The following is a 25,182-nucleotide window of genomic DNA, read 5'->3' as shown; positions in this document are numbered from 1 at the left end:
GCCTGGTCAAACGGCCAGGCCTTAATGCTTAGAATAAATTGCTGAACCACTCGCCGATGCCATGGAAGATCAAGACGAAGAAATTAGCGCGCTTGACGCCTTTGGTGGTGGTCAACGAGACAGTTTCACTGGTTTGACCATTGAGGTAGCCCAGCGTATCGCCTTTTGCTGAAACAGTCAACGTTCCAGCAGTGGCGGCTTTTTGCACTGGGGCTTCAAGTTTATCTTTCAACCGTGCTGTGTACTGGTACTCAAGATCATTGGCTGTGGTGCTGCTTGGCACGTAAACCGTCAACGACTTCGTAGCAGCCAGTGGCACTGACGCCTTCGTGCCATGAACCACAGTTAAGCGTTCATGGCCTTTGACCGCTTTGCCTTTAGTGGTGACTTGCATCGCTTTCCAATTGGCAAATACCCAATTCATCAATTTACCGGTTTGGACAAACCGCTTATCATTACCGCTACCGTTAGCATGCATCACCACAGTAATGATGCGCATCCCATTTTTCTCAACGGTACCGGTGAAACAGTCCCCTGCGCGATCAGTGGTCCCAGTTTTCAAACCATCGACGTTCAAGCCGCTGACTGCCGCAGACAACCCTGGCAACATGAGATCATAGTTGCTCATTTTGGTGGTGTCACTGCCTTCAGTAAACGTCATTTCTTTGGCTTTGGTGGTGTCTAACACATCCGGATAATCATTCAACAAATGTTGGGCGATCACGGCCACGTCTTTAGCCGACATTTGGTTTTGATCGGTAGTCTTCGAATTTGGATAGCGATCCGCGGCATCGATTTGGTTATTGTCTAACCCAGTGGCATTGATGATCGTCGCATCTTTGATCCCCCAAGTTTTGAGTTGCGCGCGCATGGCATCGACGAACTTGGTTTGATTGCCGGATACCGCATTGCCTAGTAACATCATCGCTGCGTTGGCGGAGTAGATCAAACTGGCTTCATACAGCTGTTTAATGGTGTACTTGCCATCGGTTTGCAGCGGGACATTGGACAAGTCGCTGTTTTGGGAGAGTTTGGCGATGCTGGCAGTTGGGGTCACCGTATCGGTCCACTTCAACTTGCCAGACTTGATGGCTTCGCGGACCAAGTAAATGCCCAGCATTTTGGTCATGGAAGCTAAGGGTAAGGTTTTGTCAGCATTTTTTGCGTATAACACTTTACCAGTCTTGGCTTCAATGGCTAAAGCAGCTGAAGCATCAACATCAACACTGCTGGTGGCAGCTTGTGTGGACACTGCTGGCGCCAAGCCTGCCCAAAGGGAAATGGCAGTGATGAACACGACGACACTGCGCCATAATTTCGACATGAATAAAATCCTTCCTTATTGCGGTTTCTTTAATGTGGTGCCGAGTTTCAATGGCAAATGAATCACAAAACTGGTGAGTTCTGGCGTGGAATCCGCATAAATATACCCACCATGCAAACTGATGAAGCTTTGCGCGATCGCCAAGCCTAATCCAGAGCCGCCGGTTTCTTGCGAGCGCGAACCTTCTACGCGATAAAAACGGTCAAACAACTGGCTCAATGAATCGTTTGGGATCGGATCGCCATCGTTGGAAACTTTAATGATGGCTTCACTGCCGACTTTTTGCGCATCTAAGAACAAATTCTTGGCACCTTTACCATATTTAAAGGCATTGATGATCAAGTTATTGAACACGCGAGAAAGCTTCTCAGTGTCAGCCTCCATCATCAACGGATCTGGATCGCCGTGCACTTGAATACTGATGCCTTTCTTTTCAGCTTCGAGTTCATAAGACGCCGCAAGCTGTTCCAACATCGCGACCATATTGAATTCAACCGCATTTAACGGTGTGGTGGTTTGGCGCGACTTGGTATATTCAAACAAGTCTTCGACCAAAACCTTCATTTGCTTAGCTTTCAAATAAGCGGTATGGGTATATTTGACCAGTTCATCTGGATTTTGATACTGTTTGTCTTCGATCAGGCCCAAGTAACCGATGATCGAGGTCAATGGTGTGCGGATATCATGCGACACATTGGTGATCAATTCATCTTTGGACTTTTCAATGCGACGTTCTTCTTCCATTGAATTCACAGTGGAATCAACCAGTGCATTAATCGAGGAAATCACTTTTTGCAAATCGTTGTTCACTTCAAAATGAATCCGATGATCCAAATGCCCATCAGCAATATAATGCAATTCCGCGATAACATGTCGCATTTGCATTTGGCGATAGCGTCGGATCAAGCGCCAATACACGACGATCGCATCGACGACCGCCATCACGCCAACAAAGAAATTCCGCCAACTCCAAAAATGGACATTATTTTGGCCAAACGTCAGCACATTTTTAATGCCCCAAATGGAGTTTTGCAGATGCGGGTCACTGGCGATCATTTGCTTGCCTAACACGACCACCGCCAAGTTCAGCATCAACAACAAAATCACCGTGATCAGGCCTTCGCCCCACAGCTCAGATTTTTCTTTGCCGGTTAAGTGGACCTTTTCCATGGTTAAGCCTCGACTTTATACCCCACGCCCCAAACAGTTTCGATCACTTTCTCACCGCCTGTGGCTTCTTCGATTTTATCGCGCAAGTGCGACACATGGACCATGACAGTTTTGGCTGACACGATCGATTCTTGTTGCCAAACCCGTTCAAAAATTTCATCCGCAGAGAACACGCGGTTAGGATGGCTGGCCAATAAGTATAAAATGCCAAATTCCAACGCAGTTAATTGGATGCTCTTGCCTGTTAGTGTCGTCACTTCATGGGAATCCTTTTTAATGGTTAAAGGCCCCACTTCTAAGACGTCTGGTTCTGGGTTCGTGACTTCGTTCTTTGAACGGCGCAGTAACCCTTTGACCCGCGCCATGACTTCAAGTGGATTGAATGGCTTGGTGACATAATCATCCGCCCCAGTCAGCAAGCCTTGGATCTTGTCCATGTCGCCAGTTTTAGCTGAGACGATGATGATCGGGATCTGAGAATCTTTGCGGACTTCTTTGACCACGTCGATCCCTGACATATTTGGCATCATGATATCCAAGATCATCAACGAAATATCTGGTGTGGTCACTAATTTAGTGATGGCTTCTTTACCAGAATAGGCCAAAATCGGTTCATAGCCTTCATTTTTAACGTAAATACTGAGTAATTCAACGATTTCTTTGTCGTCATCAACAATCAATATTTTCATAATTTATCTCCCGTATGTGTATTCTGGCTTAATTGTAACAGAACGCTTGTGTGACTCGCTAAAAAAGCCAGAAAAGATGGCAAAATATTAAGATTGCCGCTAAACTTGAAGAAAATTTGTCACCCAAGCGGTACGTGTACCGCTTGTCGGAATGCGTAACCAACACCGTGAGAATTGATGTAACCGTTAACACAGCCAGTTATACTTAAGCCGTTCAGTTAGCTATTATTTAATCAATGGAGGGATAATTCATGAGTACTTCACAACCTACCACTGCGACACTACTCGCCCCAGTGGATGGCCAAGCAATCAACTTGGCTGATGTTCAAGACCCGGTATTCTCCAAGAAAATGATGGGCGAAGGTTTTGCTATCATTCCAAGCACTGATCAATTATATAGCCCAATTGCCGGCACAGTCGTATTAGTCGCCGAAACCGGGCATGCAATCGGTATTCGTACCGAAAGCGGACTTGAAGTGTTACTGCATCTCGGCATCGATACAGTAGAACTCGATGGTGCACCTTTCAGCTTAACCGTGACTGAGGGTCAGCAGATTTTAGCTGGAACTTCCCTTGGGACAATGGACCGAAACGCCATCACATCCGCAGGCAAACAAACCACTGTGATTGTGGCCATTACCAACAGCAAAGAACAGGTGGAATCTTTGCACGTCACAACTGGCGAAACAACTGCCAAAACCATTACGGCAAAAATCAAATTAGCTCCTGCACCTGTTGCCAGTGTTCACCACAGCGGTAAATATGGCGACTTAGCCGCTACCATTATCGAAAATGTCGGCGGTAAGGAAAATGTTAAAAACGTGATTCATTGTATTACTCGCCTACGTTTTTACCTTAACGATAAAGCGCTCGCTAACGATGACGTCATTGCGAACTTAGATGGGGTAATTGATGTCGCCCAGGCTTCTGGTCAATATCAAATGATTATCGGCCCTGCTGTCGGTGACGTCTTTGATGAAGTGACCAAGCAACTCGGCCTAGATCCAGATGCTGAAGTATCAATCGCATCAACTGGCCCTGATAACCGCACCTTTGGTCAAAAAGTGAAAGATGGCACTAATGCGTTAATCGGAGTCATCACCGGTTCAATGGCCCCTGTAATTGGGATGCTTTCAGCAAGCGGGATCATCAAAGGGATGATGTCCCTCATGGTAAGCTTCCACTGGATCACTGCAGACAGCAACTTTTACATGATTCTAAATGCCATGTCCGATGCTGTATTCTATTTCCTACCCGTATTGATCGGGTTTTCTGCAGCGAAACGTATGGGCGGAAACGCAATGCTTTGCGCTGTGATCGGTGGTGCAATTGCTTATCCATCGATCATTGCTGCTGGTAAAGGTGCAAGTATTGTCACCATCGCTGGGATGCACTTTCCATTTGTATCTTACACTTATTCCATTTTTCCAATGATTCTTGGTGCTTTCTTGGCAACAAAACTTGAGAAGTGGTTGAAGCAACATGTCGCTTCATATTTACAAGCCATTGTCGTTCCAATGATCACCATTATTGTCGTCACGACTATCACATTGTTATTAACTGGGCCAGTCATCACTTGGCTTGCTGATGGTTTAGCCAACGGTATTCAAGCACTCCTCAGCCTCAACACCGCAATCTTTGGTGCAATCATCGATGGCTTCTACCAAGTATTAGTTATCTTCGGTTTGCATTGGGGAATCGTCCCACTCTTTGTTAATGACTTTGCTACTCTTGGACATTCATACCTGTTTGCCATCGTTTCTATCACGATGGTTGGCCAAGGCGGTGCCGCTTTAGCAGTCGCCATGAAAACTAAAAATGCAAGTCTTCGCTCACTGGGTTTTGCCGCAGCTATTTCAGCTTTCTGCGGTGTAACTGAACCTGCAATTTATGGGATTAACTTACGATACAAAAAGACCTTTGTCGCTGCCAACATTGGCAGTGCCGTTGGTGGTTTAATCATTGGACTGTTACACGTCAACATGTGGAGTATCGCCGGTTCAATTATTGGTTTGCCATCGTTCATCAATCCAGCTGGTATCGACGGGAGCTTCTGGGGGGCATTGGCTGCCACTGCCGCAGCACTGGTTGTCGCCTTTGTACTGACTTGGGTCTGGGGCTTCAATGACAACATGATTGCTGACAAGAAACGTCAAAAGCCCGTTAACCCCGGAAAAGTTGCGCCAAAGTTAGCGTAGTGGATCGAGGAATGAATATTGAGTCGAGAAATTGAAATCACATCAAAACTACAACGCCTATCTAATAAAAAAAATACCGTAATCTGGGCCATCCCCACCAGCATCAGTGCTCCGATCACAAAAGTTGTTGTCAACTTCAGCAACTCTCAAGCTAACACGAATCATTTACTGATTCAGCATGCCTTCAACCATGTGCTTTCTGATTTAACCGATGATTTGCAACTCGACGACGTCACCACAGACAACGCTGTAGTTTATACTTTTCCTACGCCAAAAAGTGCGTCTCACATCTTAGTAACTTGTACGCATCCTGAGTTAATTGCTGGCGTTCAAGTATTTGTCTCACTTCAAGAAGCAGTCATTGTCGAAGACACCAGTTCACATGTTGATTTGGCTAGTATTTCGTACGGTAAACCGGTTCATACCAAGGAAGATGAAGAACACGCTGAGTTACTAACTGATGGCTCTGCGATTACAACTTGGCACGCCCCTAGTTACCCTGCATACGCAGATGTCATGTTACAAGCAATTTATCGCCTCAATCGCGTGCAAGTGTACTTTCCTGCCAAACATCAAGTCCGCTTTCGTTTGTACGGTTCAACTGATGGCAACACCTTTACGCGGTTAGCGGATATTTCCACGGTTACTCAACTCGACGGCGAAAGTATCTGTGTCGATGCTGAGGTTGCAGTTTTACGTCTGGTTGTTTTAAGTCAAAGTGGTGATGGGGATGTCCAAGTTCATCAAATTCGAGCTTTTGGCGAAAAATTGTCCAATATTCCAGTCATGGCATCACTGCCGCTAGTTGCTCATCCTGTTAAAGTAATTTCCTTAACGAATGCATTAAACGGCTTGATTACGCGTAGACTAGGGGCAACTTACTGTGATTGGTTTGAATTTGCTTTAAGCCCGCTACCGCAACAATTCACGTTAACGCAAAGTAGCGATCAGCACATTAAGATCACCGGCGATAGTGGCGTGACAATCGCAGCGGGCCTGAATTACTACTTGAAACATTGGTGTCAAGTTAATTTGAATCAAGCAGGTATGGGTGACCAGGTCCGAATGCCTGACCAACCACCCAAACTAAAAACACCGATTATGCGGCAAACTGCAGCTAAGTACCGCTATGCTTACAATTTCACCACTCATTCGTATACCATGGCCCATTGGGGCAAAAATGAATGGCAAACCGAACTTGATTGGCTAGCTTTATCTGGCGTCAATTTAGTCCTCGATCCTACCGGTCACGAAGCGGTCTGGGCCCTTTTTCTACGTGAACTAGGTTATAGTGATCAAGATATCGCCGATGAAATTTCTGCCCCAACATTTGCTGCCTGGCAGTGGATGGGTAATATCAATGGTATCGGTGGTCCGATGTCATTTAAGTGGATTCAGCAACGATTGGACTTAGCAAGGAACAATCATGCTTTTATGGCCGCAATGGGAATGCAAATCGTGTTACCCGGATATGGTGGGCTGTTGCCTGACGGATTTGCTGAACGTTTTCCAAATTGTAATGTGATTCCACAAGGTCAATGGTGCAGTTTCTCACGTCCCGCAATGCTCGCCACTGACGATCCAGCCTTTGATCAACTGGCTGCTAAATTTTACACCATTCAAGCTGAGCTCTTAGGTACGACACATTTTTGGGCAGTTGATCCCTTTCACGAAGGTGGCAATGCCGGTGATTTAAGTCCTCAACTTGTTGCAGAACGTGTTCTTTCTGCAATGCTTGGACATGACTCGCATGCAGTATGGGTTGTCCAATCCTGGCAAGAAAACCCAACACCAGGATTGATTGCGGGTATTCACAAATTCTCCAAAAAGCATGCATTAGTTTTAGATCTTTACGCTGAAAAAACACCACAGTGGCTAATCGATGATCCAGCAGTGCATGGTGGATCAAATTTTGGAGACACGCCTTGGCTCTTTTGTATGCTAAATAATTTCGGAGGGCGCATGGGGCTATCTGGGCATTTGGATACCCTTGATACGCGATATCGTGATGCGTTGGTCGATGGTCGCAGCCTTTATGGGGTTGGCATCACACCTGAGGCTTCACTCACGAATCCATTGTTGTTCGACTTTTTCTTCGACATGATCTGGCGAAAGCCTGGTAAGCTACAGCCAATCAATTTAGCCGACTGGCTCACCCATTATGCCCAAAGACGCTATGGTGCAAGTGTTAAAGCATCTCCAGACTTAATCGCTTGGACTCGCTTAGTCTATAAAGCTGCTTTCAATATGCGAGGCCAAGGTGCGCCTGAGTCTATCATTAATGCAAGGCCAGCCCACCAAATCGATACTGCTTCGACTTGGGGAAATGCAATCATCGACTATCCCAAAACACAACTTGAATTAGCATTACAAGCACTGCAAGTAGCACCAAAATCTTGCTGGAACAGTTTTGGATTTCGGGTAGATCTCGTTAGTTTAGCAATGCAAGTAGTAGCTAACGCTGCGCAAAGTAGCATGGATATTTGGCAAGGCAAACCAAATACTGCTCAGCAAGCGCATTTTCTCAAATTAATCACGCTCGTTGACCAACTTGCCTGTCACGTTCCAAATTTCACGCTATCACATTGGCTGGAACAAGCCCAAGCAATCGCACCTACTGACGACTTCAGCCAAGATCAATTTATGTTGAATGCACGCGCTTTGATCACAACTTGGGGTGGTGAACCTCAAGCCAACGGTGGTGGGTTACACGATTATTCCAATCGTCAGTGGGCTGGGCTTACTGGGACCCTTTATCGTCAGAGATGGTTGCGTTGGCTAAATGAAGGTCAAGACTTGTCCGCTTCTGAGTGGTTTGCTCAAGAATGGCAATGGGTCTTAGATGTTTCTCAACCAGCGACTACAACACAGCCACTGACCGCGCTTATCGCACAAGTCCTTGAACTCACAAATCAGGAGGTGACGTCAAATGATTCGCATGATTGCAACTGATATGGATGGCACGTTTTTAAGCGATCAGAAAGGTTTTGACCGCACCGCCTTTGCCAACCTGTACCGTAAGTGGAAAGCAAATGGAACGCGCTTTGTCATCGCCAGCGGTAATCAATATCAACACCTTTCCGATATTTTTAAAGACGATGATCAGCAACTCGACTATATTGCCGAAAATGGTGCTTTGATTGTCAGCAACGGGCAAGTCTTGCAGCAACACACACTAGCGCCTCAAGCCGTGGCAACGGCACTGGATCTGTTGGAAACTGATCCACGATTAGCCAATGCCCTAGTCATCTTATCTGGTGCAAAAGATGCTTATATCAGTGCTAGCGCATCACCCGAATTCTTTGCTGAAGGCGCCAAGTATTATCGGCATTTACAACCGGTTGAAGATTTACGTCAACTTTCGGATCGTTTTTTCAAAATCGCCCTCGCTTGGCCCAATCAAGATGTCAGCAACCAAGAGTTGATATTGCGTGCAGCGTTACCAGAATTACATGTGACTTCCAGTGGCTTTGGTGGTATCGATATTGTTCCTCAAGGCGTCAATAAAGGAAACGCCATGAGATTCTTGCAAACACGTTGGCAAATCTCCCCTGCAGAAACTGCGGCTTTTGGTGATAGCAACAATGATCTGGAGCTACTCACCGCCTGCACTGAAAGCTACGCAATGGCAAATGCGAATGCTAAAATCAAAGCGGTCGCGAAATACATTACCAAGCATGACAATAATAATGGCGGCGCTTTACGCCAAATGGCAACTTTATAGTTCACTAGCAACCCAATAAACAAGGCGGCCTGCATGAATACTCTTTTGAGGTTTCATGCAGGCCGCCTTGTTCATCGATTACAACTCACTCGGATCGAGATTAGCAAAATTCAACAAGTTTTCAAAGGCATTAATGCAATCACCGTAAAAATGTGTATAATTGATATTTGCTGCATCAGAAACTTGAGGATCAACCAACGTAATCGGCACATCTGACTTCTTCGCAATTGTACTATTCGCATTGGAGGTAAAGGAGATCAACGTCCCATTCACTGCTTCAATTTGGCGAATTTTTTCTAAGCAAGAAAAGTTCTCGCCAGAACGCGAAATCAGCAACAGCACTGGTTTTTGACCGGGATCGTAGACCAAAGGAATCTCCAAGCCTGCCAACAATAACGTTTGATAACGATTGACCAAAAGTTTACGGTAAAAATATCCGGCAACGAACTCGTTAAACCCCTCACCGTAAATATAAACATAGTGTTCTCGATTAAATAGCTGAACAACACGATCTTCAAAGATTTCCGGCGATAAAGTCGTTAATGTATCCAAACTACTGGGTTGTGGCAACGTCGTTTCACGAATCAAATGTTTCGCATGATAAACAAGCTCACTATAACCCGAGTACCCCAACTTTTTGGCTAAACGTTCGATTGAAGTCGGCGAAGTAAAGACATGCTCCGCTAGCGTCCGAATTCCTTGATGTTGCACTTTGTCTGGATTCTTTAAAATATACGCGAGAATATTTTTGTCACTATCGTTTAAACCCTTATTCTTAAAGATTCGATCGATTTGATAAAACTCGGACATCTTTTGCCCTCCTTTAACTGATCACAATGGGCTTCACTGTCATTTTACCGATTCCGAATAAGGCATTCAACCTACAATAAAAGGGCTTCACGCATCCAAATATTAGGATGTGCAAAGACCTTGACTAGTCCGAATTTTGTTCAGTAAATCAATCCAAAGAAAAAATCGCGTTAGCTTTTCCCAGAGTTACACGCGATTGATTCTTTGTCGTTAAGTTGTAGCCGCCGTTTAACTGACGGAGTGCGAGGACGAGGCCATCGTCCGCTAGCATAGAGGCTAACACCTCTGTGCTTTTTTGATGGTTTTAGTTTAACATGCCTGATTCAAGATGACAATACATGGTATCCACTTGAACATACAAAAACCGCCCAAGACATGCTGGACGGTTTCGATTCAGGTTATTCGACTGAGTAGTTAGGCGCTTCTTTGGTAATTTGCACATCATGTGGGTGGCTTTCTTTCAAACCAGCACCAGAGATTTGAACAAATTGGGCTTTGTCTGCCAAGTCTGGAATAGTTGCCGCACCGACATAACCCATACCAGAACGCAAGCCGCCATCCATTTGGTAAATGACATCAGCCAAGGAGCCTTTGTAAGCCACGCGGCCTTCGATACCTTCTGGGACCAGCTTCTTGGATTCATTGACGCCGGCTTGGAAGTAACGATCAGATGAACCATGACCTTGGGCCATCGCACCGATGGAGCCCATGCCGCGATAAGTCTTAAAGCGACGGCCTTGATAAATTTCAAAGGAACCTGGTGCTTCATCCGTCCCAGCTAACATTGAGCCAAGCATAACCGCAGTCCCACCAGCAGCTAAGGCTTTGACAATGTCACCAGAGAACTTGATCCCACCATCGGCGATGATGGTCTTGCCGCGTTTGCGCGCTTCAGTCGCCGCGTCGTAAACGGCAGTCAATTGAGGAACGCCGACACCAGCGACGATCCGCGTGGTGCAAATGGAACCAGGGCCGATCCCAACTTTAACGACATCAACACCAGCGTCGTATAAAGCAGCGGCACCTTCAGCAGTGGCCACGTTACCAGCGATCAAGGTCACCTTAGGGAAGTGTTCGCGAATTTCTTTGATCTTGCGCAAAACGCCTGCAGAATGGCCATGCGCCGTATCGATCACTAAGGCATCAGCGCCGGCATCAAGCAATGCTTGGGCACGTTCGAAAGTATCGGAAGTGACCCCAACGGCTGCGGCGACTAACAAACGGCCATGATCATCTTTAGCGGCATTAGGGAATTCAACCACTTTTTCGATATCTTTGATGGTGATCAAGCCGCTTAAACGACCTTGTTCATCCACCAAAGGCAACTTTTCGATTTTGTGTTGTTGCAAAATCTTTTCGGCTTCTTCAAGGCTAGTGCCTGCAGGGGCAGTGACCAAGTTTTCAGCAGTCATCACAGAACCGATGGTGACAGAGTGATCGGAGACATAGCGCAAGTCACGGTTGGTGATGATCCCAGTGAGTTTGCGAGAATCCTTGGAGTCGACGATCGGAACCCCAGAGATGCGGTACTTTTGCATCAGCTTGTTGGCTTCTTCAACCGGATCATTGGCAGTTAAGAAGAATGGGTTGATAATGACCCCATTTTCAGAACGCTTAACAGTCAATACTTCATCAGCTTGCGCTTCAATACTCATGTTCTTGTGGATGACACCTAACCCACCTTGGCGAGCCATGGCAATGGCCATGTCGCTTTCAGTGACCGTATCCATCCCAGCAGAGAGAATTGGAATGTTCAGCTTTAAGTTGTCAGCGAGTTGGACGGATAAATCAGCGTCTTGTGGTAAAACGTGACTTTCAGCAGGTATCAATAACACATCATCAAATGTAAATCCGCGGCGCGCAAACTTTGTCTCCCAATTACTCAAGTGGACAGCCTTCTTTCGTTTTTTGTTGTTGACCAGAATAGCATTGGAAAATGCGTTCGTCAATGATGACTTGTTGAGCAAATTAAAAAGCCCGCCATAGCGGGCTTTTTAAATGAGAATCAACTCATTTTTCACAAAATAGAGCCGAACATTATTTCTGTCTAGACCGCCTGTTCCATGAAAAATCCGAAACCAGTCGAAGTAACCAGACTGATTTCGGATTTTTATTCGGAAACTGCTAGGCTGCCATGATCCCTGGTAAGTTGTATTGACGCTTGAGCAACCAGTGCGCCCCGTAGCAAACCACAGCAACGACTGCGTATACTGGCCAAACGGTTGGACTAGTCAATGGTGACTTGATCACAGCCAACAAGCTAGAAGCTAAGGACGCCACGATGATCGCCGCCACGCCGCCTAACATGATCAACCAAGTCTTGGCACGCTTTTTCTTGTCGCGACGAGACCAAATGTTGTAATACGAGAAAATAAACCCAGCCATGCCGGCCATAATGATGATCGAGGCGATCCCAGAGCCTGCCGTCATGTTCTTTGGCTTGATGAAGGCCATGATGCCATACATCAATCCGAAGATGCTGGCGAAAAACAAACTGAGGTCTAAGCCAGTCAGCCAATAAGGCGCTTGTTTCACGGGCTTTGGCGCATTGATAATGCTATCGGCTTTCACCGTGACTGGGCCAAAGATCTGCGTGGCTGGTTTGCCAGCGCGTTGGGCTTCGACCATTTCCGGTAAAATATCCGCCAAAACTTTGCGTTCTTGCGCATCGGTGTATTGATGTTCCTTTAAGATCCGCCGTAATTTGAACACGTACTCGTCATTTTTTTTGGTCAGTTCACTTAACAACCCGTCGACATCAACGGTTGTTTCCACTGCCGTTTGTGGTTCGTCATTCTTTTTTGCCACGCCACTGTCCCCCTATTTTTTGAATTAAACGTTGAAGCGGAACTCGATGATGTCGCCATCTTGTACCACATATTCTTTACCTTCTGAACGCAAGCGACCTGCTTCTTTAACAGCAGAAACGGAACCATACTTGTCCAAGTCGTCAAAACTCATGGTTTCAGCTCGGATAAACCCACGTTCAAAGTCAGAATGGATCACGCCAGCAACTTGTGGGGCTTTCATGCCTTGTTTGAAAGTCCACGCGCGAGTTTCCTTGCCACCAGCGGTAAAGAACGTTGCCAAGCCTAACAAGTGATAAGCCGCTTTGATCAACTTGTCCAAACCAGATTCACTGACGCCTTCAGCTTCTAAGAAGTCCGCTTTGTCTGCATCGTCCAATTCGGCAATTTCTTCTTCAGTCCGGGCTGATACCGCAATGGTTTCAGCGCCTTCTTTTTCAGCATAGGCCTCGATTTGCTTGACGTAATCACAGCTCTCAGGATCAGCCATGTCGTCTTCAGCGATGTTGGCCACATAAAGCACTGGCTTTGAGGTCAACAAGAACAAGCCTTTGACGATTTTTTGTTCGTCTTTGTCAAAATCGATCGACCGGACCATGCCGCCGGCTTCAAGCACTGGCTTGATCTTCTTTAACACTTCAAATTCAGCCAAGGCTTCTTTGTCTTTGGTGCGGGCGATTTTTTCAACGCGGGCATAACGCTTGTTGACAGAATCAAGATCAGCTAAGCCTAATTCCAAGTTGATGGTTTCGATATCATCAATTGGATCAACCACCCCGGTAACACTGGTGATTTCAGAATCATCGAAGGCGCGGACCACATGAATGATCGCATCAACTTGGCGAATGTTTTCCAAGAACTTGTTGCCGAGACCTTCACCTTTAGATGCCCCTTTGACGATACCGGCAATGTCGGTAAATTCAAAAGTCGTGTGAATAATTTTTTTGGCGGGTTCGATTTCATCGATGCGGGCTAAGCGCTTATCTGGCACTTCCACCATGCCGACGTTAGGGTCGATGGTGGCAAAAGGATAATTCGCCATTTCGGCGCCTGCCTTGGTGATCGCGTTGAACAAAGTTGACTTGCCGACGTTAGGTAAGCCGACAATACCTGCTGTTAAAGCCATGAATAGGTTCCTCTTTCTGTGTTTAATTAGTTGGTTTCGTCATTGTGGGAGAGCACTTTTTTCATTTTCCGGTCAAAATCATGGCGCGACAGCATCACAATGTGACCACAGCCGCTGCATTTGATTTTGATATCCATGCCCATGCGAATGATCTCCCAATCATTGACGCCACATGCATGTGGTTTTTTCATTAAAACGTGGTCGTGTAAAGCGTACATGTTTGCGCCTCCTTAGTCCAGCATTGCTAATCTAAATTCACATCCAACAAGGCCAAGATCCGGTTGAGATCATTGGGGTCGCCGAAGTCGATTTCGATTTTCCCTTTGCCTTTTTGGGTTTGGGCGATATTGACTTTGGTGCCAAAGCGATCACCGAGTTGATTTTCACTGGCGCGCAAGTATGGCGATTTCACCTTGGCTTTTGGCTTTGGCTTCTTAGCCCCTGCGTTGAGTTCGTTGATCAGCTTTTCCAACTGGCGCACAGTCATGTTTTCGGCAACGACTTTTTTGGCCATGGCTGGGATCTGCTTTTTGTCTTTGAGACTGAGCAGCGTCCGCGCTTGGCCCATCGACAGTTGATTGTCATTGAGCATCGTTTTGACCGAAACTGGCAAAGTCAACAAGCGCAAGTAATTGGCGATATAAGGCCGTGACTTGCCTAAGCGCTTGGAGACTTCAGCTTGGGTCAAGTTGAGCTTTTTGATCAAGGTGTCATAGGCTTGGGCTTCATCTAATGGGGTCAGATCTTCACGCTGCAAGTTTTCCAGCACGGCGATTTCCATCATCGCCGGATCATCAAAGCTGCGTACGATCGCTGGGATCGTGGTTTTGCCGGCGAGCTTTGACGCCCGGAAGCGCCGTTCACCGGTGATGATTTCAAAACCAGAAATGGATTTGCGCACAATGATCGGCTGGAACACCCCAGTGGTTTTGATCGATGCCGCCAGATCTGCTAAAGCCGCTTCATCAAAAGTCTTCCGCGGCTGATAAGGATTTGGCCGGATCTCTTCTAACGGCAAGTCTTCAACGGCTGATTGCTCAAGGTCAGGATCTTCGATATCTTGAAAAATCGCATTGATCCCACGACCTAAGCCTTTGTTGTTTTTATTCACCATGGGCTTTAAGCACCTCCTGAGCAAGTTGGGTATAAACTTCAGTCCCTTTGGATTTTGGATCATAATCCACGATCGGCATCCCGTAACTTGGCGCTTCGGCTAAGCGGGTGATGCGCGGAATGATCGTGTCATACACTTTGTCGCCGAAGTATTTGCGCACTTCTTCGATCACTTGGGCGCCGAGGTTCGTGCGCCGATCATACATGGTGAGCAATACCCCTTCGATGGCCAAATGCGGGTTAAAATGCTTTTGCACCAAGCGCACGGTATTGAGCAATTGACTCAAGCCTTCCAAAGCGTAGTATTCACTTTGCACTGGAATCAAAATCGAATGTGCGGCGGTGAAAGCATTGATCGACAACTGGCCTAAAGACGGCGGGCAATCGATCAAAATATAGTCATAGTCGTTTTCAACGGCGGCTAAGCCTAACTTCAAACGCATTTCGCGCGCCATTTGACTGGTCAGTTCGATTTCCGCACCGGCGAGTTGAATGGTAGCTGGGACGATCCACAAGTTTTTGTGATTGGTTTTCAGCAAGGCTTCAGAAATTGGGTCTTCATTGACCAACACATCATAAATATCTTTGCCCACATCAGGCTTTTGAATGCCGACGCCGCTGGTGGCATTGCCTTGCGCATCCGCATCGATGATCAACACGCGCTTGCCAGCATCAGCCAAGCATGCACCTAAGTTGATGGTCGTGGTGGTTTTACCCACGCCGCCTTTTTGATTCGCGACTGCAATGATATATGCCATTACTTCGTCTCCTTTGGAATCTCGATTACAATGCGATAAGCGTCATCGGTTTCAGCTTCGGTCATTTTGACTTTCATGCCAGCATCTTTGATCATATGCACCGATTTCTTCAAGGTGTTTACCGCCATGCGCGTGTCATGGCTTTGCACCGTGCGATGCTTGACCTTCGCCGGCTTTTTAGCCGTGGTCGGCTGTTCCGGTTCTGGTTGTGCCACTAATTCTGGATGCAAAATGGCTTCAACAGCGGCTTGGGTCTCTTTGACCGTCAAGCCATCGTTGAGCACTTGATGGACCAAGAGTTGTTGATGATAATCATCGACCCGCAACAATTCGCGACCATGACGCTCCGACAGTTCACCATTCATGATGGCTTGTTGGACCGGTTCAGACAGCTTCAATAAGCGCAACTTGTTGGCAACAAAGGATTGGCTTTTACCCATTTGCGTAGCGAGTTGGGCTTGCGTCAAGTGATTCAACGTCATCAACGCCGTATAAGCTTGAGCTTCTTCAATGGCCGACAAGCCGACACGTTGTAAGTTTTCAATCAACGCCATCGCCGCCGATTCTTCGTCGCTCATTTTTTGCACGATGGCTGGGGCTTTATCCATATGCAAATGCTGCATCGCCCGAAACCGCCGTTCACCAGCAATGATCTCATAGCGATCCGTGGCGTATTCGCGCAACACGATCGGCTGCAGTAAGCCGTGTTCGTGAATCGTTTCCGCTAATTCTTCGATCGCAGAATCCGTGAAAACTTTCCGCGGTTGGAAGCGGTTTGGGACGATTTGGTCTAAGGCAATTTCTTGCACCGTGACTTCATTTGATTTGGGTTGTTCTTTGCTTTTGAAAAAGTTAAAGGCCATTTAATTGCCTCCCAATGGTAATTTGCTTGGGGTACCAGGCTTGCGCGGATACTTGTTCGGCGTGGGCTTGGTTTTTTGGATCACGACCAACGTGCGATGACCGCCGTTTTCTGGCAACTCCAATTCGACTTGGTTGACGATCTTACCCCCAAGCGTCGCCACTGCCACTTTGGCTTGCGCGAGTTCATCTTCAGCTTGGCTCGCTTTCATCGCGACAAACACGCCACCGACTTTGGCGAGTGGCAAGCACAATTCTGCCAACACGTTTAATGGCGCCACCGCCCGGGCCGTTACCACATCAAAGCTTTCTCGTTGTGGAGACTTTTTGCCGCCAAAGGTTTCGGCGCGGTCGTGAAACAAGTGCACATTTTGCAAGTTGAGGCGGTCGCTTAAGCGTTGCAAAAATTCGATGCGCTTATTCAAGGAATCCACGATCGACACCTCTAATTGTGGCAAAGCGATTTTCACTGGCAAGCTTGGAAAACCAGCACCAGCACCGACATCACAAAGCGTCAAGCTCTCGGTTTTCAGCTGAGGTAAGGCTTCAACCAGCGTCAATGAATCGTAAAAATGCTTCAAATACACCCCAGGCTCATCAGTGATCCCAGTGAGGTTCATTTTTTGATTTTCGCTGACTAAATAGTCGAAATAAGTCGCATATTGGGCCAGTTGCGCTTCAGTATGGGCCAACCCCAAATCATCCAGCGCCTGGGCAAATGTTTCACGGTTCATTTATACACCATTCCTTTACAGTGTCCGGTTTACGCGTCAAAACGGTGACGTCTTGGCACGTTTCACGTCAAGGTCTAGTTTAACGTAAAATCCGATATTCAACAACTGCGCTCAGACGTTGCGTTTCATGTGAAACACCCATCACAAAAGGCGTTGTCGACAATTGTGACAACGCCTCAACATTATTTTTCAACGCGATAACGCAACAAGGTTTTACGCTTGGCTTCGGCAACGCGGCGAAAATCAGACAGATACACTTCACGATGCCAATACGCTTCAACAATTGGCACTCGCTTTAACCGATGGTCGGCTATGTACGCATCCATTTTAGCAAAAGTGTCGCTTTCCGTATCAAAGCTGCCGATGTGAATGGCTTGAACGATTTCAGCTTCTGGAAGTTGTTCAAAGGTGATCTTGCTTAGCTTCGACAACCCTTTCTTCTCGATGGCGATCGCTTGGGCTTGTTTGAACAACTCAGGCGTTACCTGATCAGGTTGTTTGATCATCAAGCGGTAAACTAATGCCGCTTTGTTCAGATTTGCGCCACGCGAGCCATCCGTCGTCGTCCATACCCCTTCTAATGGATACACCGAATAAACATAAGGGTCAGCGGCGTTTTTCAATAATGCCCGAAGCGTATAAGCCAACGGATACAGGGCTTCAATATCGCGACTAAAGGCCAGTTGGTTGGGGTCGCCGATGCCAGTTAACGCGATATAGTTGGTTTTTGGTAACGTCAATTGCGCCACGCCTTTGGGAAAATAATATTGTTTGTCGGTTTGGCGCCAAGAATTTGCCATGTGCTGCTCCTTAAGAAATCGTTTCCTTAGCTATACCAAATTTCCGTCAACCATGCAATCAACGCCATGAAAAAAGCCGCTCGCAAGCGACTTTTCCTCAAAACTTTATGCTGGTTGGCCGATCCGGGATTGATGATTTTTAACGATCAAATCCGCGATGCCTTTGGCGATGCCAGCATTTTTTAAAATCGGTCCATGTGCATAGCTGCCAAAGGTGTTCTTGTAGCGCATGCCTTCGACACCATCTTCTGGATTGTTGCCATAACCTTGAACCATTTTGCCCAGCGGGTGAAGTTTTTCAGGATCGTCGAAATACGTGCGGCCGGAATGATTTTCAAACGCTTTGACCGTGCCAAAATCAGTCACGAATTCGGTATCGCCGATCATGCGGGCGTCAGCTTTAAACACCGTGTGCAATGGCAAAATGCCCAAACCAGGAATGCTGGTGCCACTGCTAGTTTCATAATACGCGCCAAGCAGTTGATAGCCGCCACAAATCGCCAGCATCGGCTTGCCGGCTTCAATGTAGTCGGTCAGCGTTTGCTTGTGACGCTTTAAATCACGCGCCACGACAGTTTGTTCATAATCTTGGCCGCCACCAAAAAAGACAAAATCATAATCTTCAGCGTTAAATGGCGCATCCAAAGAAATATTGTCCACGCGCACGTCAAAGCCCTTTTGATTCAGCCAATAGCGCAAGATTTTCACGTCACCAGAATCGCCATACGTGTTCATGAGATCCTCGTAGAGATAAGCAATGGTAATGGGTTCAGCCAAGATGCATCCGTCCTTTCAATAACGGTATCATAACACAGCCAGTGACTTGCGCCTAGTTTTTGGATGACGGCCAAAAGCTGGCGATCAATAACGCGATCACCGCGCCTAACACGACTGCCGCAAAGCCGCCGATGAAGACATTGGGCATCGTTTGGTGCAAAACCCACCATAACAACCCGCTCAACAAAACGGCGAGCCCGATCAGCCCGCCGCGATACCAACTATTTTTCAACTAACTGCCTCATCATAAGTGGGCCAAAATCGTATATTTACTAGTAGCGGGATCAGCTTCATCGCCCCCGCCTTCATAAAATACGGAAAATTGACCTTGTGCGTCTTGCGCCACCACCAAACCACGATCTGCCACATGTTCAGCTTTGTAGATCTGAGCTGACCGCCGAGCCGCAGCATAATCATAGTCATTGGCGATCGCATCCCCAGGATTAAAGAAAACATATTCATCCATTCGACTCACCTCCGCAAAACGCCGCTACTTTTGTAGTGACGTCACCTTTGCCATCACTGCTTGAGTGAACGCATTGAACGCTGGCATATCGCTTTGCGTCGCGCCTTGTTCGATTTTGATCGGGCTAGCTCCTTGAATCGCACCATTTTCAGTTAACACCGCGGCAAAATGATCCGGTGCCGTATTGTAGCGATCTTGACCATAGAACTTGTCCCCGGTGCCTGCGATGCCAAACACTAAAGGCTTTTTGGAAAAATCCAAGGTCTTGAGATCCTCAAAGAAATCTTGGGTTTCTTCTGGGATCGTGCCACCAGACCAGGTGTAAGTCGACAAGATCACCGCGTCATAGTCCAACAACTTGGCGGCATCGGTTTGTTGCATTTCGCCAAGTGTTACATCGGCGTGATAATGCTCGAAGAATTGCACCAAGAACCGGGCCATGCCTTTGGCGTTACCTGTGATCGATGCGTATAAAATCAAAACCTTCATCTGCGTTCACCTCAAGCTCATTATACCATGGTGAGGCTTACAAGTTAGTTCTCGTAGTGGAAATGTGTCAAAGGCGCATGCTTCACAGCTTCAATATCTTTGGTCCCAGCTAACTGCATCACGATTTCCAATTCATGATCGATTTGTTCGAACACGCTTTGTACCCCTAAAGCGCCACCTAAGGCTAACCCGTACAATACAGGACGGGCAAAGGCCACCAAATCAGCGCCAGAAGCTAAGGCTTTGAACACATGACTGCCACGCCGCACGCCAGAATCAAAAATGATCGGCACTTGATGATTGACGGCTTTGGCAATGGCACTCAAGGTATCAAATGCGGCTGGACCACCATTTAATTCCCGACCACCATGGTTGGAAACATAAATCCCAGCAGCCCCAGCGCCGATCGCGCGCATTGCATCTTCAGGTGATTCGATGCCTTTAACGATCACTGGCAACTTGGTGTATTCCGCGATCCGCCGCACATCATCTTCGGAAATCTTTTGCGCCGCAGCGGCGTAGATCTCACCGATCCCCTTACCTTTGCCATCGCCTGCTGCAAAGCGTTCCAAGTTCGCCATTGGAATCGGGAATTGGAAGTTGTTGATGATATCTTGTTCACGATACCCATCAACCGTCGCATCCACTGTCAAAATGATGCCTTTGACGCCAGCTTTCATCGCTTCATCTAAAAGGGCATTGTTAAAGTCCCAGTCTTTGGACATATATAATTGGAAGAATTGTGGCGCATCAGGCGCTGCCGCTTGCGTATCAGCAATTGAAGTTGACGAATAAGTGCTTTGACTCATTAACGCACCGACTGCCGCAACGCCTTGAGCCGTGGCCTTTTCACCGAGGCTGTGAGATAAGCCTTGCGCCGCTGCTGGGGCCATCATCACTGGGGTCTTCAAATCAATGCCAAAGACGTTCGTGGACAAATCAGGATTTTCAATATTGGATAACGCCTTAGGCACGATTTGCGCGTGCGTAAAGGCCTTGGTGTTTTGTTGTAGGGTCCAGTCATCTTCAGCCCCACCGACGATATAGCCGAAGCCGCCTTGGGGAATAATCTTCTTTGCGCGTGCTTCTAAAGATGGTAAATTCAAAATATCCAGCTTTTCATTGCGATCACTTTGTTCGTAGCCATTAATTACTGTCATGATGAACCCTCCTGAATTTTGATTACGAGACTATCTTATCACTCACTTTTTGTAAGTCAATGGATTTTGCTGATTTTTTGTAAGCTTAATCAAAAATCAGAATCCAAGGCACAACAAATCCACGAAACAGTTGCCCATTTCGTGGACCCGCGGCTTTAATGCCGATTCAATTACGTTGATGCAGTTCTCTAACAACTCAAGGCGTTTCTGCGTAGCCTTGGCTTCTTGGGCCTTGACCGCTTTGATCACTAATCAGCTCTGCATTGCCTTTCGTGCACAGACGTCGACTTGCTTCCCATGTTGCCATGAGGGCATTACTCCCGGCGGTTACTTGGTTTGAGTCCGATTGGGACCCTTCTATGCCGGCACTCTGGAACTGGAGATCTAACGGAGCTGAACAGTTAAGCCCAGTCGCTACGGGATAGTCTCCAAAGTTTAGCGAGCACTTCCGCTCGTCGCGAGGTGAAACGGGCAGCCTGCGCTAAGCTACTCACCCCTCCTTGATATCGAAAACATCATAACGCAATTCGTTAACCGTGACAAGACCGTTACTTATAAACGTTTTTACTAAAAAAGCCAGCACAGTCCCCTGCTCTGGCTTAGACACTTGGCAACAGCGGTTGATCGACATGTAAGACGAAATGCACCGCTTGCGCCAATTGATTCTCACTGAAAAATTTAATATCTGGCTCTGACCCGAACACATCGATTTCGATCAATGGTTCAAAGCCGCCGAAAGGCCGTAAAACTTTACGCAGCCATGCATCCCACACTTGGGTCACAAGCCCATTGCGGTTATCGAGGTTGCGGCGAATGATCACATTCTTATTCTCCCAAACCCGCACGCGCATCGGCGTGGTTTGTTGGGTAGCGAGTTCTTGAAGATAGCCATAAGGTTCCATAAACGTGACCCCCTTCGAAAAACGAAAGCGACTTCCTTACTTTTATTATACAAACGTCCGTTCGAAAATGCAACTTATTTGAGTATTGGTCCCAAAATTGGGTATACTGGAGATAAGAATTCCAGGAGGATATTGTCATGAGCGAAAAAGATCAAGTCAACCAATTTTCACGGGAGATCATCGAATTCCAACGTAAAAACAATCTCACCGATACTGAGATGGCATTGAACAGTCATGTCTCAGTGGAACACATCCACAACATCAAGGCAATGCGCGAAAACCCAGAGCCTTCCGTCGTCGCTAACCTCCGCAACTACATGGAACACAAACCAACTGGTAAGTAATTCGGACATTGTGTCCAAATCAAAATGCCGATCCTCCTAAAGTCTGGAGGTTCGGCATTTTTTGTGCCATCGCTTGTCAAATTACTGGAAAAGCTTATATTTAATGCAAAAGTACTGCTTTTCCTTGGGGGTAAGCGATGATGTCAGTGCTCAAATATCTTGGTAACACTTTACAGCTCATGATCCTTTCAGTGGTGATCATCACGGTTTACGCAATCACGCCTGATGGCAAAATCGTTTATGCGTTATCGCCATTTTTACTGTATATGCTGATCAGCACCTTCATCAGCGGACCGTTCATGTTGCCTAAAATCAGGCACTTGACCCACCACTGGTTTCTTTCAGCCAAGGCCAAACGCAATTATTTTCACTTTCGCGAAACGGTCCATCAATCCCCTTACTTATTTGATCCAGTCAAGTTCTATGCTGAGCCGCAAGATATTGGCAAAAGCGAAGAACTGCAAAATATCAGCGGCTACATCGTCCTGCTGCTGGTCGTGAGTTTGTTTTCACCACTTCTGTTTGGCCTTTGGGCATTGATCAAAGGGTTTCAGCAAATTTTGCCGAACTGAGCAAAAAATCGAGCCCCTGAAATTCAAGGCTCGATCATCATCATTTAGCGGCTTCAACCTTTTGGAACGTATCATTTGGAATCCGGATCAAGGAGAAGCGTTGAGCGGTATGGCCGACATGCATCCCCAAGCCATTTAAGAAGGTTGGTTTGTACGTGCCGATATAAGTGGCAACATAAGCTTTCTCGTCAGTTTTTTCCAACTTGGCGAGTTTTTTAGTTTGCCAAGGATAAGCAGCTGCCCGCACTGTCAAAGCATCAGTGGCATCAGACACATCGGCATTGCGACTAGAAATTTGATATTTGGAGCCTTCTGTCCAATAGGTGTAGTAATGCACTGGTTGCGTCCCATTGCCAGAGGTGACACTGACAAAATAGGAACGGTCGGAGTCGGTTTGTAGCATCAATTTATCGTAAGTATACTTGGTGCTGATCGCCGTTTTATCGGCATAGTCCACTGGGCGCAACCAAGTCACATAACTCATCCCATATAAAGCCGCGACTAATACGACGGCTTCAATAATATCGATCAGTACCGTGCGCCCTGCGTGTTGCTTGCGAAATACCACCACCATTTTTAAATGCCGGCTGCGAATATTCCAAGCCATAAAGATCGCATAGGCCAAAATCAACACCCATGCGGCCAAGCCGATCAAATTCCATGCACTCATTACGTTCTCCTTTGTCTTCACCAATTTGCGCGACGCAAGCTGGCTACAACGCGTCAGCTTGGGTCACGGCTTGTTGTCCGAGAATGTTCAAGTAGTTCCAAGGCTTATCGTACCATGGATTAAACAACATATCGACGTATGCTAAGTCATCGATTGTGTTATGATTTTGAATCATCACCGAAATCAAGTTGGCGGCTTGCGACACTTCATGCCGACTTAAAAATTGCGCGCCTAAGATCTCGCGGTTATTTTCATTATAAACTAACACCATATGAATTGGGTAGGCATCCGGCATGAACTCTGGGCGATACGCATCGCTAACGGTGACACTGGAAGCTTTGATGCCAGCTTGCAAGGCGCGATGCAAGGTCATCCCGGTACAAGCCAAGGTTTGATCATACAAGCGCATCGCACTGGTAGATTGGGTGCCCATATAACGAATCGTGTTGCCGAACACATTGCGCCCTGCGAGTTTGCCTTGACGCACCGCATTGGTGGCCAGCGGCGCGTACGCATCATGGCCCGTCGGATTAAAATGTACCGCACAAGAATCCCCGGCCGCATAAATATCTGGATCGCTGGTTTGCATATAGTCGTTGACGTGGATGGCACCATTTGGCATGGTATCCACTTGGCCTTGCAACAATTCCGTCATCGCGCGAAAACCCACGCACACCACAGCCAGATCCGCTTGATGCTCTGCTTTGTCAGTTTGAATAAAGGCATGCGTCCCATCACTATCAAACCGCAGTGCCGTTTCGTTGAAGAACGTGTCTACCCCATGTGCCCGCAATTCATCAGCGACTTTATTGCGCAGTTCATCATCGACGTAATGACTTAATAAACCATGCACCCCGTTGATGAATAACACATCGCGGCCGATCCGGCTATAAGCTTCTGCCAATTCCACGCCGATATAACCACCACCGATGATGGCGATGGTTTTGGCAGTTTCGGCAGTGGCTTTGATTTTTTCAGCGTCATCAGCGTTTTTGCACATTAAAACTCGCGGCAAACTGATGCCTTGCAAAGGCGGGATCACCGGATAACTGCCAGTGGTCATGATCAACTTGTCATAGCTTTGGGAGAATTTGCTTTGCGTCGCCATATTTTGAACTTGGAGCACATGCTTTTTGGCGTCGATTTTGATCACATCATGGCGTAAATGCACATGAATATTGGGCCCCATGGCTTCCAGGCCTTGGGCATCAGCATAAAACATCGAGGATAGTTTATCCACGGTGCCTTCCAGATATAGCGCGATGCCACAAGATAGGAAGAAAATATCTTCACGGCGCTCAAAAACATCGACGATCGTGTCCGGATGTCGCGTTAAGATTTCTTGAACTGCTGCTGTGCCTGCATGGGTGCAACCGACGACTGCAATTTTCATCATGATGTCCCTCTTTGGTGTCATTTTATTCGGATAATTAGGTCTATTATCGCACGAATCGCCATAAAGAAAAACGCTATATTTGTCAAAATGTATGCGCTAATGTTTCGCAACCCCACACTCGCCGGGCTCAGTTGACATCAGCCGGAGATTTCGTTATTTAATTTTACAAAAATCACATCAGCTCAAAAAACGTTCTGTACACAGTCAAATTGTGTCGCTGACTTTCATGTTTTTTAACCTTTGATTTACAATTTAAGTGCAAGATGATAAGTGCAAGAAAAAGGACTCATAG

Annotated in this window: 26 protein-coding genes; 5 read left to right on the top strand and 21 right to left on the bottom strand. The window is 46.9% G+C overall.

Features of this window, described 5'->3' with window-relative positions:
• Positions 1-28: 28 nt before the first annotated feature.
• The 3 genes from FD01_RS03855 to croR are packed head-to-tail and all read right to left on the bottom strand — an operon-like array spanning position 29 to position 3,183.
• Positions 29-1,324 carry a serine hydrolase gene (locus FD01_RS03855; protein WP_056962707.1) on the bottom strand — a complete coding sequence of 432 codons (1,296 nt, stop codon included), beginning with the start codon at positions 1,322-1,324 and terminating at the stop codon, positions 29-31.
• Positions 1,325-1,339: 15 nt separating this feature from the next.
• Positions 1,340-2,494 (bottom strand): sensor histidine kinase, encoded by a 1,155-nt coding sequence (locus FD01_RS03850; protein ID WP_056962705.1) that lies wholly within the window; start codon positions 2,492-2,494, stop codon positions 1,340-1,342.
• A gap of 2 nt (positions 2,495-2,496) precedes the next feature.
• Positions 2,497-3,183: a response regulator transcription factor CroR gene (gene croR, locus FD01_RS03845; RefSeq protein WP_054715498.1), complete on the bottom strand. Its 687-nt coding sequence runs from the start codon at positions 3,181-3,183 to the stop codon at positions 2,497-2,499.
• Between the two features lie 251 nt (positions 3,184-3,434).
• Here croR and FD01_RS03840 point away from each other — a divergent pair, with 251 nt between their 5' ends.
• From FD01_RS03840 to FD01_RS03830, 3 genes are read left to right on the top strand one after another with little or no spacing between them, the layout of a single operon-like run.
• Positions 3,435-5,381, top strand: coding sequence for a PTS sugar transporter subunit IIABC (locus tag FD01_RS03840; RefSeq protein ID WP_054715493.1), 1,947 nt, complete (start codon positions 3,435-3,437; stop codon positions 5,379-5,381).
• Between the two features lie 18 nt (positions 5,382-5,399).
• A complete protein-coding gene (locus FD01_RS03835) occupies positions 5,400-8,333 on the top strand; it encodes an alpha-N-acetylglucosaminidase TIM-barrel domain-containing protein (protein WP_056962704.1) in 2,934 nt (977 codons plus the stop codon).
• The gene (locus FD01_RS03830) at positions 8,311-9,105 is read left to right on the top strand and encodes a Cof-type HAD-IIB family hydrolase (RefSeq protein WP_054715485.1); all 795 of its coding nucleotides are present in this window, start codon (positions 8,311-8,313) and stop codon (positions 9,103-9,105) included. Before FD01_RS03835 ends, FD01_RS03830 begins: the two co-directional genes overlap by 23 nt.
• A gap of 78 nt (positions 9,106-9,183) precedes the next feature.
• On the opposite strand, the gene FD01_RS03825 is transcribed toward FD01_RS03830, so the two are convergent.
• The 16 genes from FD01_RS03825 to FD01_RS03750 form a co-directional block, all read right to left on the bottom strand.
• Positions 9,184-9,915, bottom strand: coding sequence for a MurR/RpiR family transcriptional regulator (locus tag FD01_RS03825; protein WP_054715482.1), 732 nt, complete (start codon positions 9,913-9,915; stop codon positions 9,184-9,186).
• A 398-nt stretch (positions 9,916-10,313) separates the two neighbouring features.
• Positions 10,314-11,801 carry an IMP dehydrogenase gene (gene guaB, locus FD01_RS03820; protein WP_054715516.1) on the bottom strand — a complete coding sequence of 496 codons (1,488 nt, stop codon included), beginning with the start codon at positions 11,799-11,801 and terminating at the stop codon, positions 10,314-10,316.
• A 238-nt stretch (positions 11,802-12,039) separates the two neighbouring features.
• Positions 12,040-12,723 carry a DUF1129 domain-containing protein gene (locus tag FD01_RS03815; protein WP_056962702.1) on the bottom strand — a complete coding sequence of 228 codons (684 nt, stop codon included), beginning with the start codon at positions 12,721-12,723 and terminating at the stop codon, positions 12,040-12,042.
• A 24-nt stretch (positions 12,724-12,747) separates the two neighbouring features.
• Positions 12,748-13,848 (bottom strand): redox-regulated ATPase YchF, encoded by a 1,101-nt coding sequence (ychF, locus tag FD01_RS03810; RefSeq protein ID WP_056962701.1) that lies wholly within the window; start codon positions 13,846-13,848, stop codon positions 12,748-12,750.
• Between the two features lie 26 nt (positions 13,849-13,874).
• On the bottom strand, positions 13,875-14,066 hold the full coding sequence (locus FD01_RS03805; RefSeq protein ID WP_056962699.1) for a DUF951 domain-containing protein: 192 nt from the start codon (positions 14,064-14,066) through the stop codon (positions 13,875-13,877).
• Between the two features lie 26 nt (positions 14,067-14,092).
• The gene (locus tag FD01_RS03800; protein ID WP_056962697.1) at positions 14,093-14,962 is read right to left on the bottom strand and encodes a ParB/RepB/Spo0J family partition protein; all 870 of its coding nucleotides are present in this window, start codon (positions 14,960-14,962) and stop codon (positions 14,093-14,095) included.
• Positions 14,952-15,719 carry a ParA family protein gene (locus tag FD01_RS03795; RefSeq protein WP_054715474.1) on the bottom strand — a complete coding sequence of 256 codons (768 nt, stop codon included), beginning with the start codon at positions 15,717-15,719 and terminating at the stop codon, positions 14,952-14,954. The genes FD01_RS03800 and FD01_RS03795 overlap by 11 nt, the downstream gene beginning before the upstream one ends.
• Positions 15,719-16,582, bottom strand: a complete 864-nt coding sequence (gene noc / locus FD01_RS03790) for a nucleoid occlusion protein (protein ID WP_056962696.1) — start codon at positions 16,580-16,582, stop codon at positions 15,719-15,721. Before noc ends, FD01_RS03795 begins: the two co-directional genes overlap by 1 nt.
• Positions 16,583-17,314 (bottom strand): 16S rRNA (guanine(527)-N(7))-methyltransferase RsmG, encoded by a 732-nt coding sequence (gene rsmG / locus FD01_RS03785; protein WP_056962693.1) that lies wholly within the window; start codon positions 17,312-17,314, stop codon positions 16,583-16,585. It lies immediately after the preceding gene.
• Between the two features lie 182 nt (positions 17,315-17,496).
• Entirely contained in the window at positions 17,497-18,114 is a 618-nt protein-coding gene (locus FD01_RS03780) for a GyrI-like domain-containing protein (protein ID WP_054715471.1), read from the bottom strand.
• Positions 18,115-18,219: 105 nt separating this feature from the next.
• Entirely contained in the window at positions 18,220-18,891 is a 672-nt protein-coding gene (locus FD01_RS03775) for a type 1 glutamine amidotransferase (protein WP_056962691.1), read from the bottom strand.
• A gap of 52 nt (positions 18,892-18,943) precedes the next feature.
• Positions 18,944-19,123 carry a hypothetical protein gene (locus FD01_RS03770; protein WP_054715468.1) on the bottom strand — a complete coding sequence of 60 codons (180 nt, stop codon included), beginning with the start codon at positions 19,121-19,123 and terminating at the stop codon, positions 18,944-18,946.
• 12 nt (positions 19,124-19,135) lie between these two features.
• Complete coding sequence (locus FD01_RS03765; RefSeq protein WP_054715465.1) at positions 19,136-19,357, bottom strand: hypothetical protein; 222 nt, start codon at positions 19,355-19,357, stop codon at positions 19,136-19,138.
• A gap of 24 nt (positions 19,358-19,381) precedes the next feature.
• Positions 19,382-19,846 carry a flavodoxin domain-containing protein gene (locus FD01_RS03760; protein WP_054715461.1) on the bottom strand — a complete coding sequence of 155 codons (465 nt, stop codon included), beginning with the start codon at positions 19,844-19,846 and terminating at the stop codon, positions 19,382-19,384.
• Positions 19,847-19,890: 44 nt separating this feature from the next.
• Positions 19,891-21,006, bottom strand: coding sequence for a lactate oxidase (locus tag FD01_RS03755; protein WP_054715458.1), 1,116 nt, complete (start codon positions 21,004-21,006; stop codon positions 19,891-19,893).
• 599 nt (positions 21,007-21,605) lie between these two features.
• The gene (locus FD01_RS03750; protein ID WP_056962689.1) at positions 21,606-21,908 is read right to left on the bottom strand and encodes a hypothetical protein; all 303 of its coding nucleotides are present in this window, start codon (positions 21,906-21,908) and stop codon (positions 21,606-21,608) included.
• A 137-nt stretch (positions 21,909-22,045) separates the two neighbouring features.
• Between FD01_RS03750 and FD01_RS03745 the strand changes: the two genes are divergently transcribed.
• Both FD01_RS03745 and FD01_RS03740 read left to right on the top strand, forming a co-directional pair.
• Entirely contained in the window at positions 22,046-22,252 is a 207-nt protein-coding gene (locus tag FD01_RS03745; protein ID WP_054715454.1) for an LBP_cg2779 family protein, read from the top strand.
• Positions 22,253-22,389: 137 nt separating this feature from the next.
• On the top strand, positions 22,390-22,824 hold the full coding sequence (locus FD01_RS03740) for a hypothetical protein (RefSeq protein WP_056962687.1): 435 nt from the start codon (positions 22,390-22,392) through the stop codon (positions 22,822-22,824).
• Between the two features lie 40 nt (positions 22,825-22,864).
• Here FD01_RS03740 and FD01_RS03735 read toward each other — a convergent pair whose 3' ends face one another.
• Both FD01_RS03735 and FD01_RS03730 read right to left on the bottom strand, forming a co-directional pair.
• Positions 22,865-23,494, bottom strand: coding sequence for an LVIS_2131 family protein (locus FD01_RS03735; RefSeq protein ID WP_056962685.1), 630 nt, complete (start codon positions 23,492-23,494; stop codon positions 22,865-22,867).
• Between the two features lie 43 nt (positions 23,495-23,537).
• Positions 23,538-24,887: an FAD-dependent oxidoreductase gene (locus tag FD01_RS03730; RefSeq protein ID WP_056962711.1), complete on the bottom strand. Its 1,350-nt coding sequence runs from the start codon at positions 24,885-24,887 to the stop codon at positions 23,538-23,540.
• Positions 24,888-25,182 lie beyond the last annotated feature (295 nt).

This window comes from Lacticaseibacillus manihotivorans DSM 13343 = JCM 12514 (assembly GCF_001435035.1).
Lineage (GTDB): Bacteria > Bacillota > Bacilli > Lactobacillales > Lactobacillaceae > Lacticaseibacillus > Lacticaseibacillus manihotivorans.
Note: the sequence above shows the minus strand (reverse complement) of the source record. Positions and strands in the feature narration are given on the sequence as shown.

Bases quoted from the DNA above. Each gene is read 5' to 3' on its own strand.
- FD01_RS03855 (WP_056962707.1), bottom strand. From the start codon at position 1,324: ATGTCGAAATTATGGCGCAGTGTCGTCGTGTTCATCACTGCCATTTCC.
- FD01_RS03850 (WP_056962705.1), bottom strand. From the start codon at position 2,494: ATGGAAAAGGTCCACTTAACCGGCAAAGAAAAATCTGAGCTGTGGGGC.
- croR (WP_054715498.1), bottom strand. From the start codon at position 3,183: ATGAAAATATTGATTGTTGATGACGACAAAGAAATCGTTGAATTACTC.
- FD01_RS03840 (WP_054715493.1), top strand. From the start codon at position 3,435: ATGAGTACTTCACAACCTACCACTGCGACACTACTCGCCCCAGTGGAT.
- FD01_RS03830 (WP_054715485.1), top strand. From the start codon at position 8,311: ATGATTCGCATGATTGCAACTGATATGGATGGCACGTTTTTAAGCGAT.
- FD01_RS03825 (WP_054715482.1), bottom strand. From the start codon at position 9,915: ATGTCCGAGTTTTATCAAATCGATCGAATCTTTAAGAATAAGGGTTTA.
- ychF (WP_056962701.1), bottom strand. From the start codon at position 13,848: ATGGCTTTAACAGCAGGTATTGTCGGCTTACCTAACGTCGGCAAGTCA.
- FD01_RS03805 (WP_056962699.1), bottom strand. From the start codon at position 14,066: ATGTACGCTTTACACGACCACGTTTTAATGAAAAAACCACATGCATGT.
- FD01_RS03800 (WP_056962697.1), bottom strand. From the start codon at position 14,962: ATGGTGAATAAAAACAACAAAGGCTTAGGTCGTGGGATCAATGCGATT.
- FD01_RS03795 (WP_054715474.1), bottom strand. From the start codon at position 15,719: ATGGCATATATCATTGCAGTCGCGAATCAAAAAGGCGGCGTGGGTAAA.
- noc (WP_056962696.1), bottom strand. From the start codon at position 16,582: ATGGCCTTTAACTTTTTCAAAAGCAAAGAACAACCCAAATCAAATGAA.
- rsmG (WP_056962693.1), bottom strand. From the start codon at position 17,314: ATGAACCGTGAAACATTTGCCCAGGCGCTGGATGATTTGGGGTTGGCC.
- FD01_RS03780 (WP_054715471.1), bottom strand. From the start codon at position 18,114: ATGGCAAATTCTTGGCGCCAAACCGACAAACAATATTATTTTCCCAAA.
- FD01_RS03765 (WP_054715465.1), bottom strand. From the start codon at position 19,357: ATGGATGAATATGTTTTCTTTAATCCTGGGGATGCGATCGCCAATGAC.
- FD01_RS03760 (WP_054715461.1), bottom strand. From the start codon at position 19,846: ATGAAGGTTTTGATTTTATACGCATCGATCACAGGTAACGCCAAAGGC.
- FD01_RS03755 (WP_054715458.1), bottom strand. From the start codon at position 21,006: ATGACAGTAATTAATGGCTACGAACAAAGTGATCGCAATGAAAAGCTG.
- FD01_RS03750 (WP_056962689.1), bottom strand. From the start codon at position 21,908: ATGGAACCTTATGGCTATCTTCAAGAACTCGCTACCCAACAAACCACG.
- FD01_RS03745 (WP_054715454.1), top strand. From the start codon at position 22,046: ATGAGCGAAAAAGATCAAGTCAACCAATTTTCACGGGAGATCATCGAA.
- FD01_RS03740 (WP_056962687.1), top strand. From the start codon at position 22,390: ATGATGTCAGTGCTCAAATATCTTGGTAACACTTTACAGCTCATGATC.
- FD01_RS03735 (WP_056962685.1), bottom strand. From the start codon at position 23,494: ATGAGTGCATGGAATTTGATCGGCTTGGCCGCATGGGTGTTGATTTTG.
- FD01_RS03730 (WP_056962711.1), bottom strand. From the start codon at position 24,887: ATGAAAATTGCAGTCGTCGGTTGCACCCATGCAGGCACAGCAGCAGTT.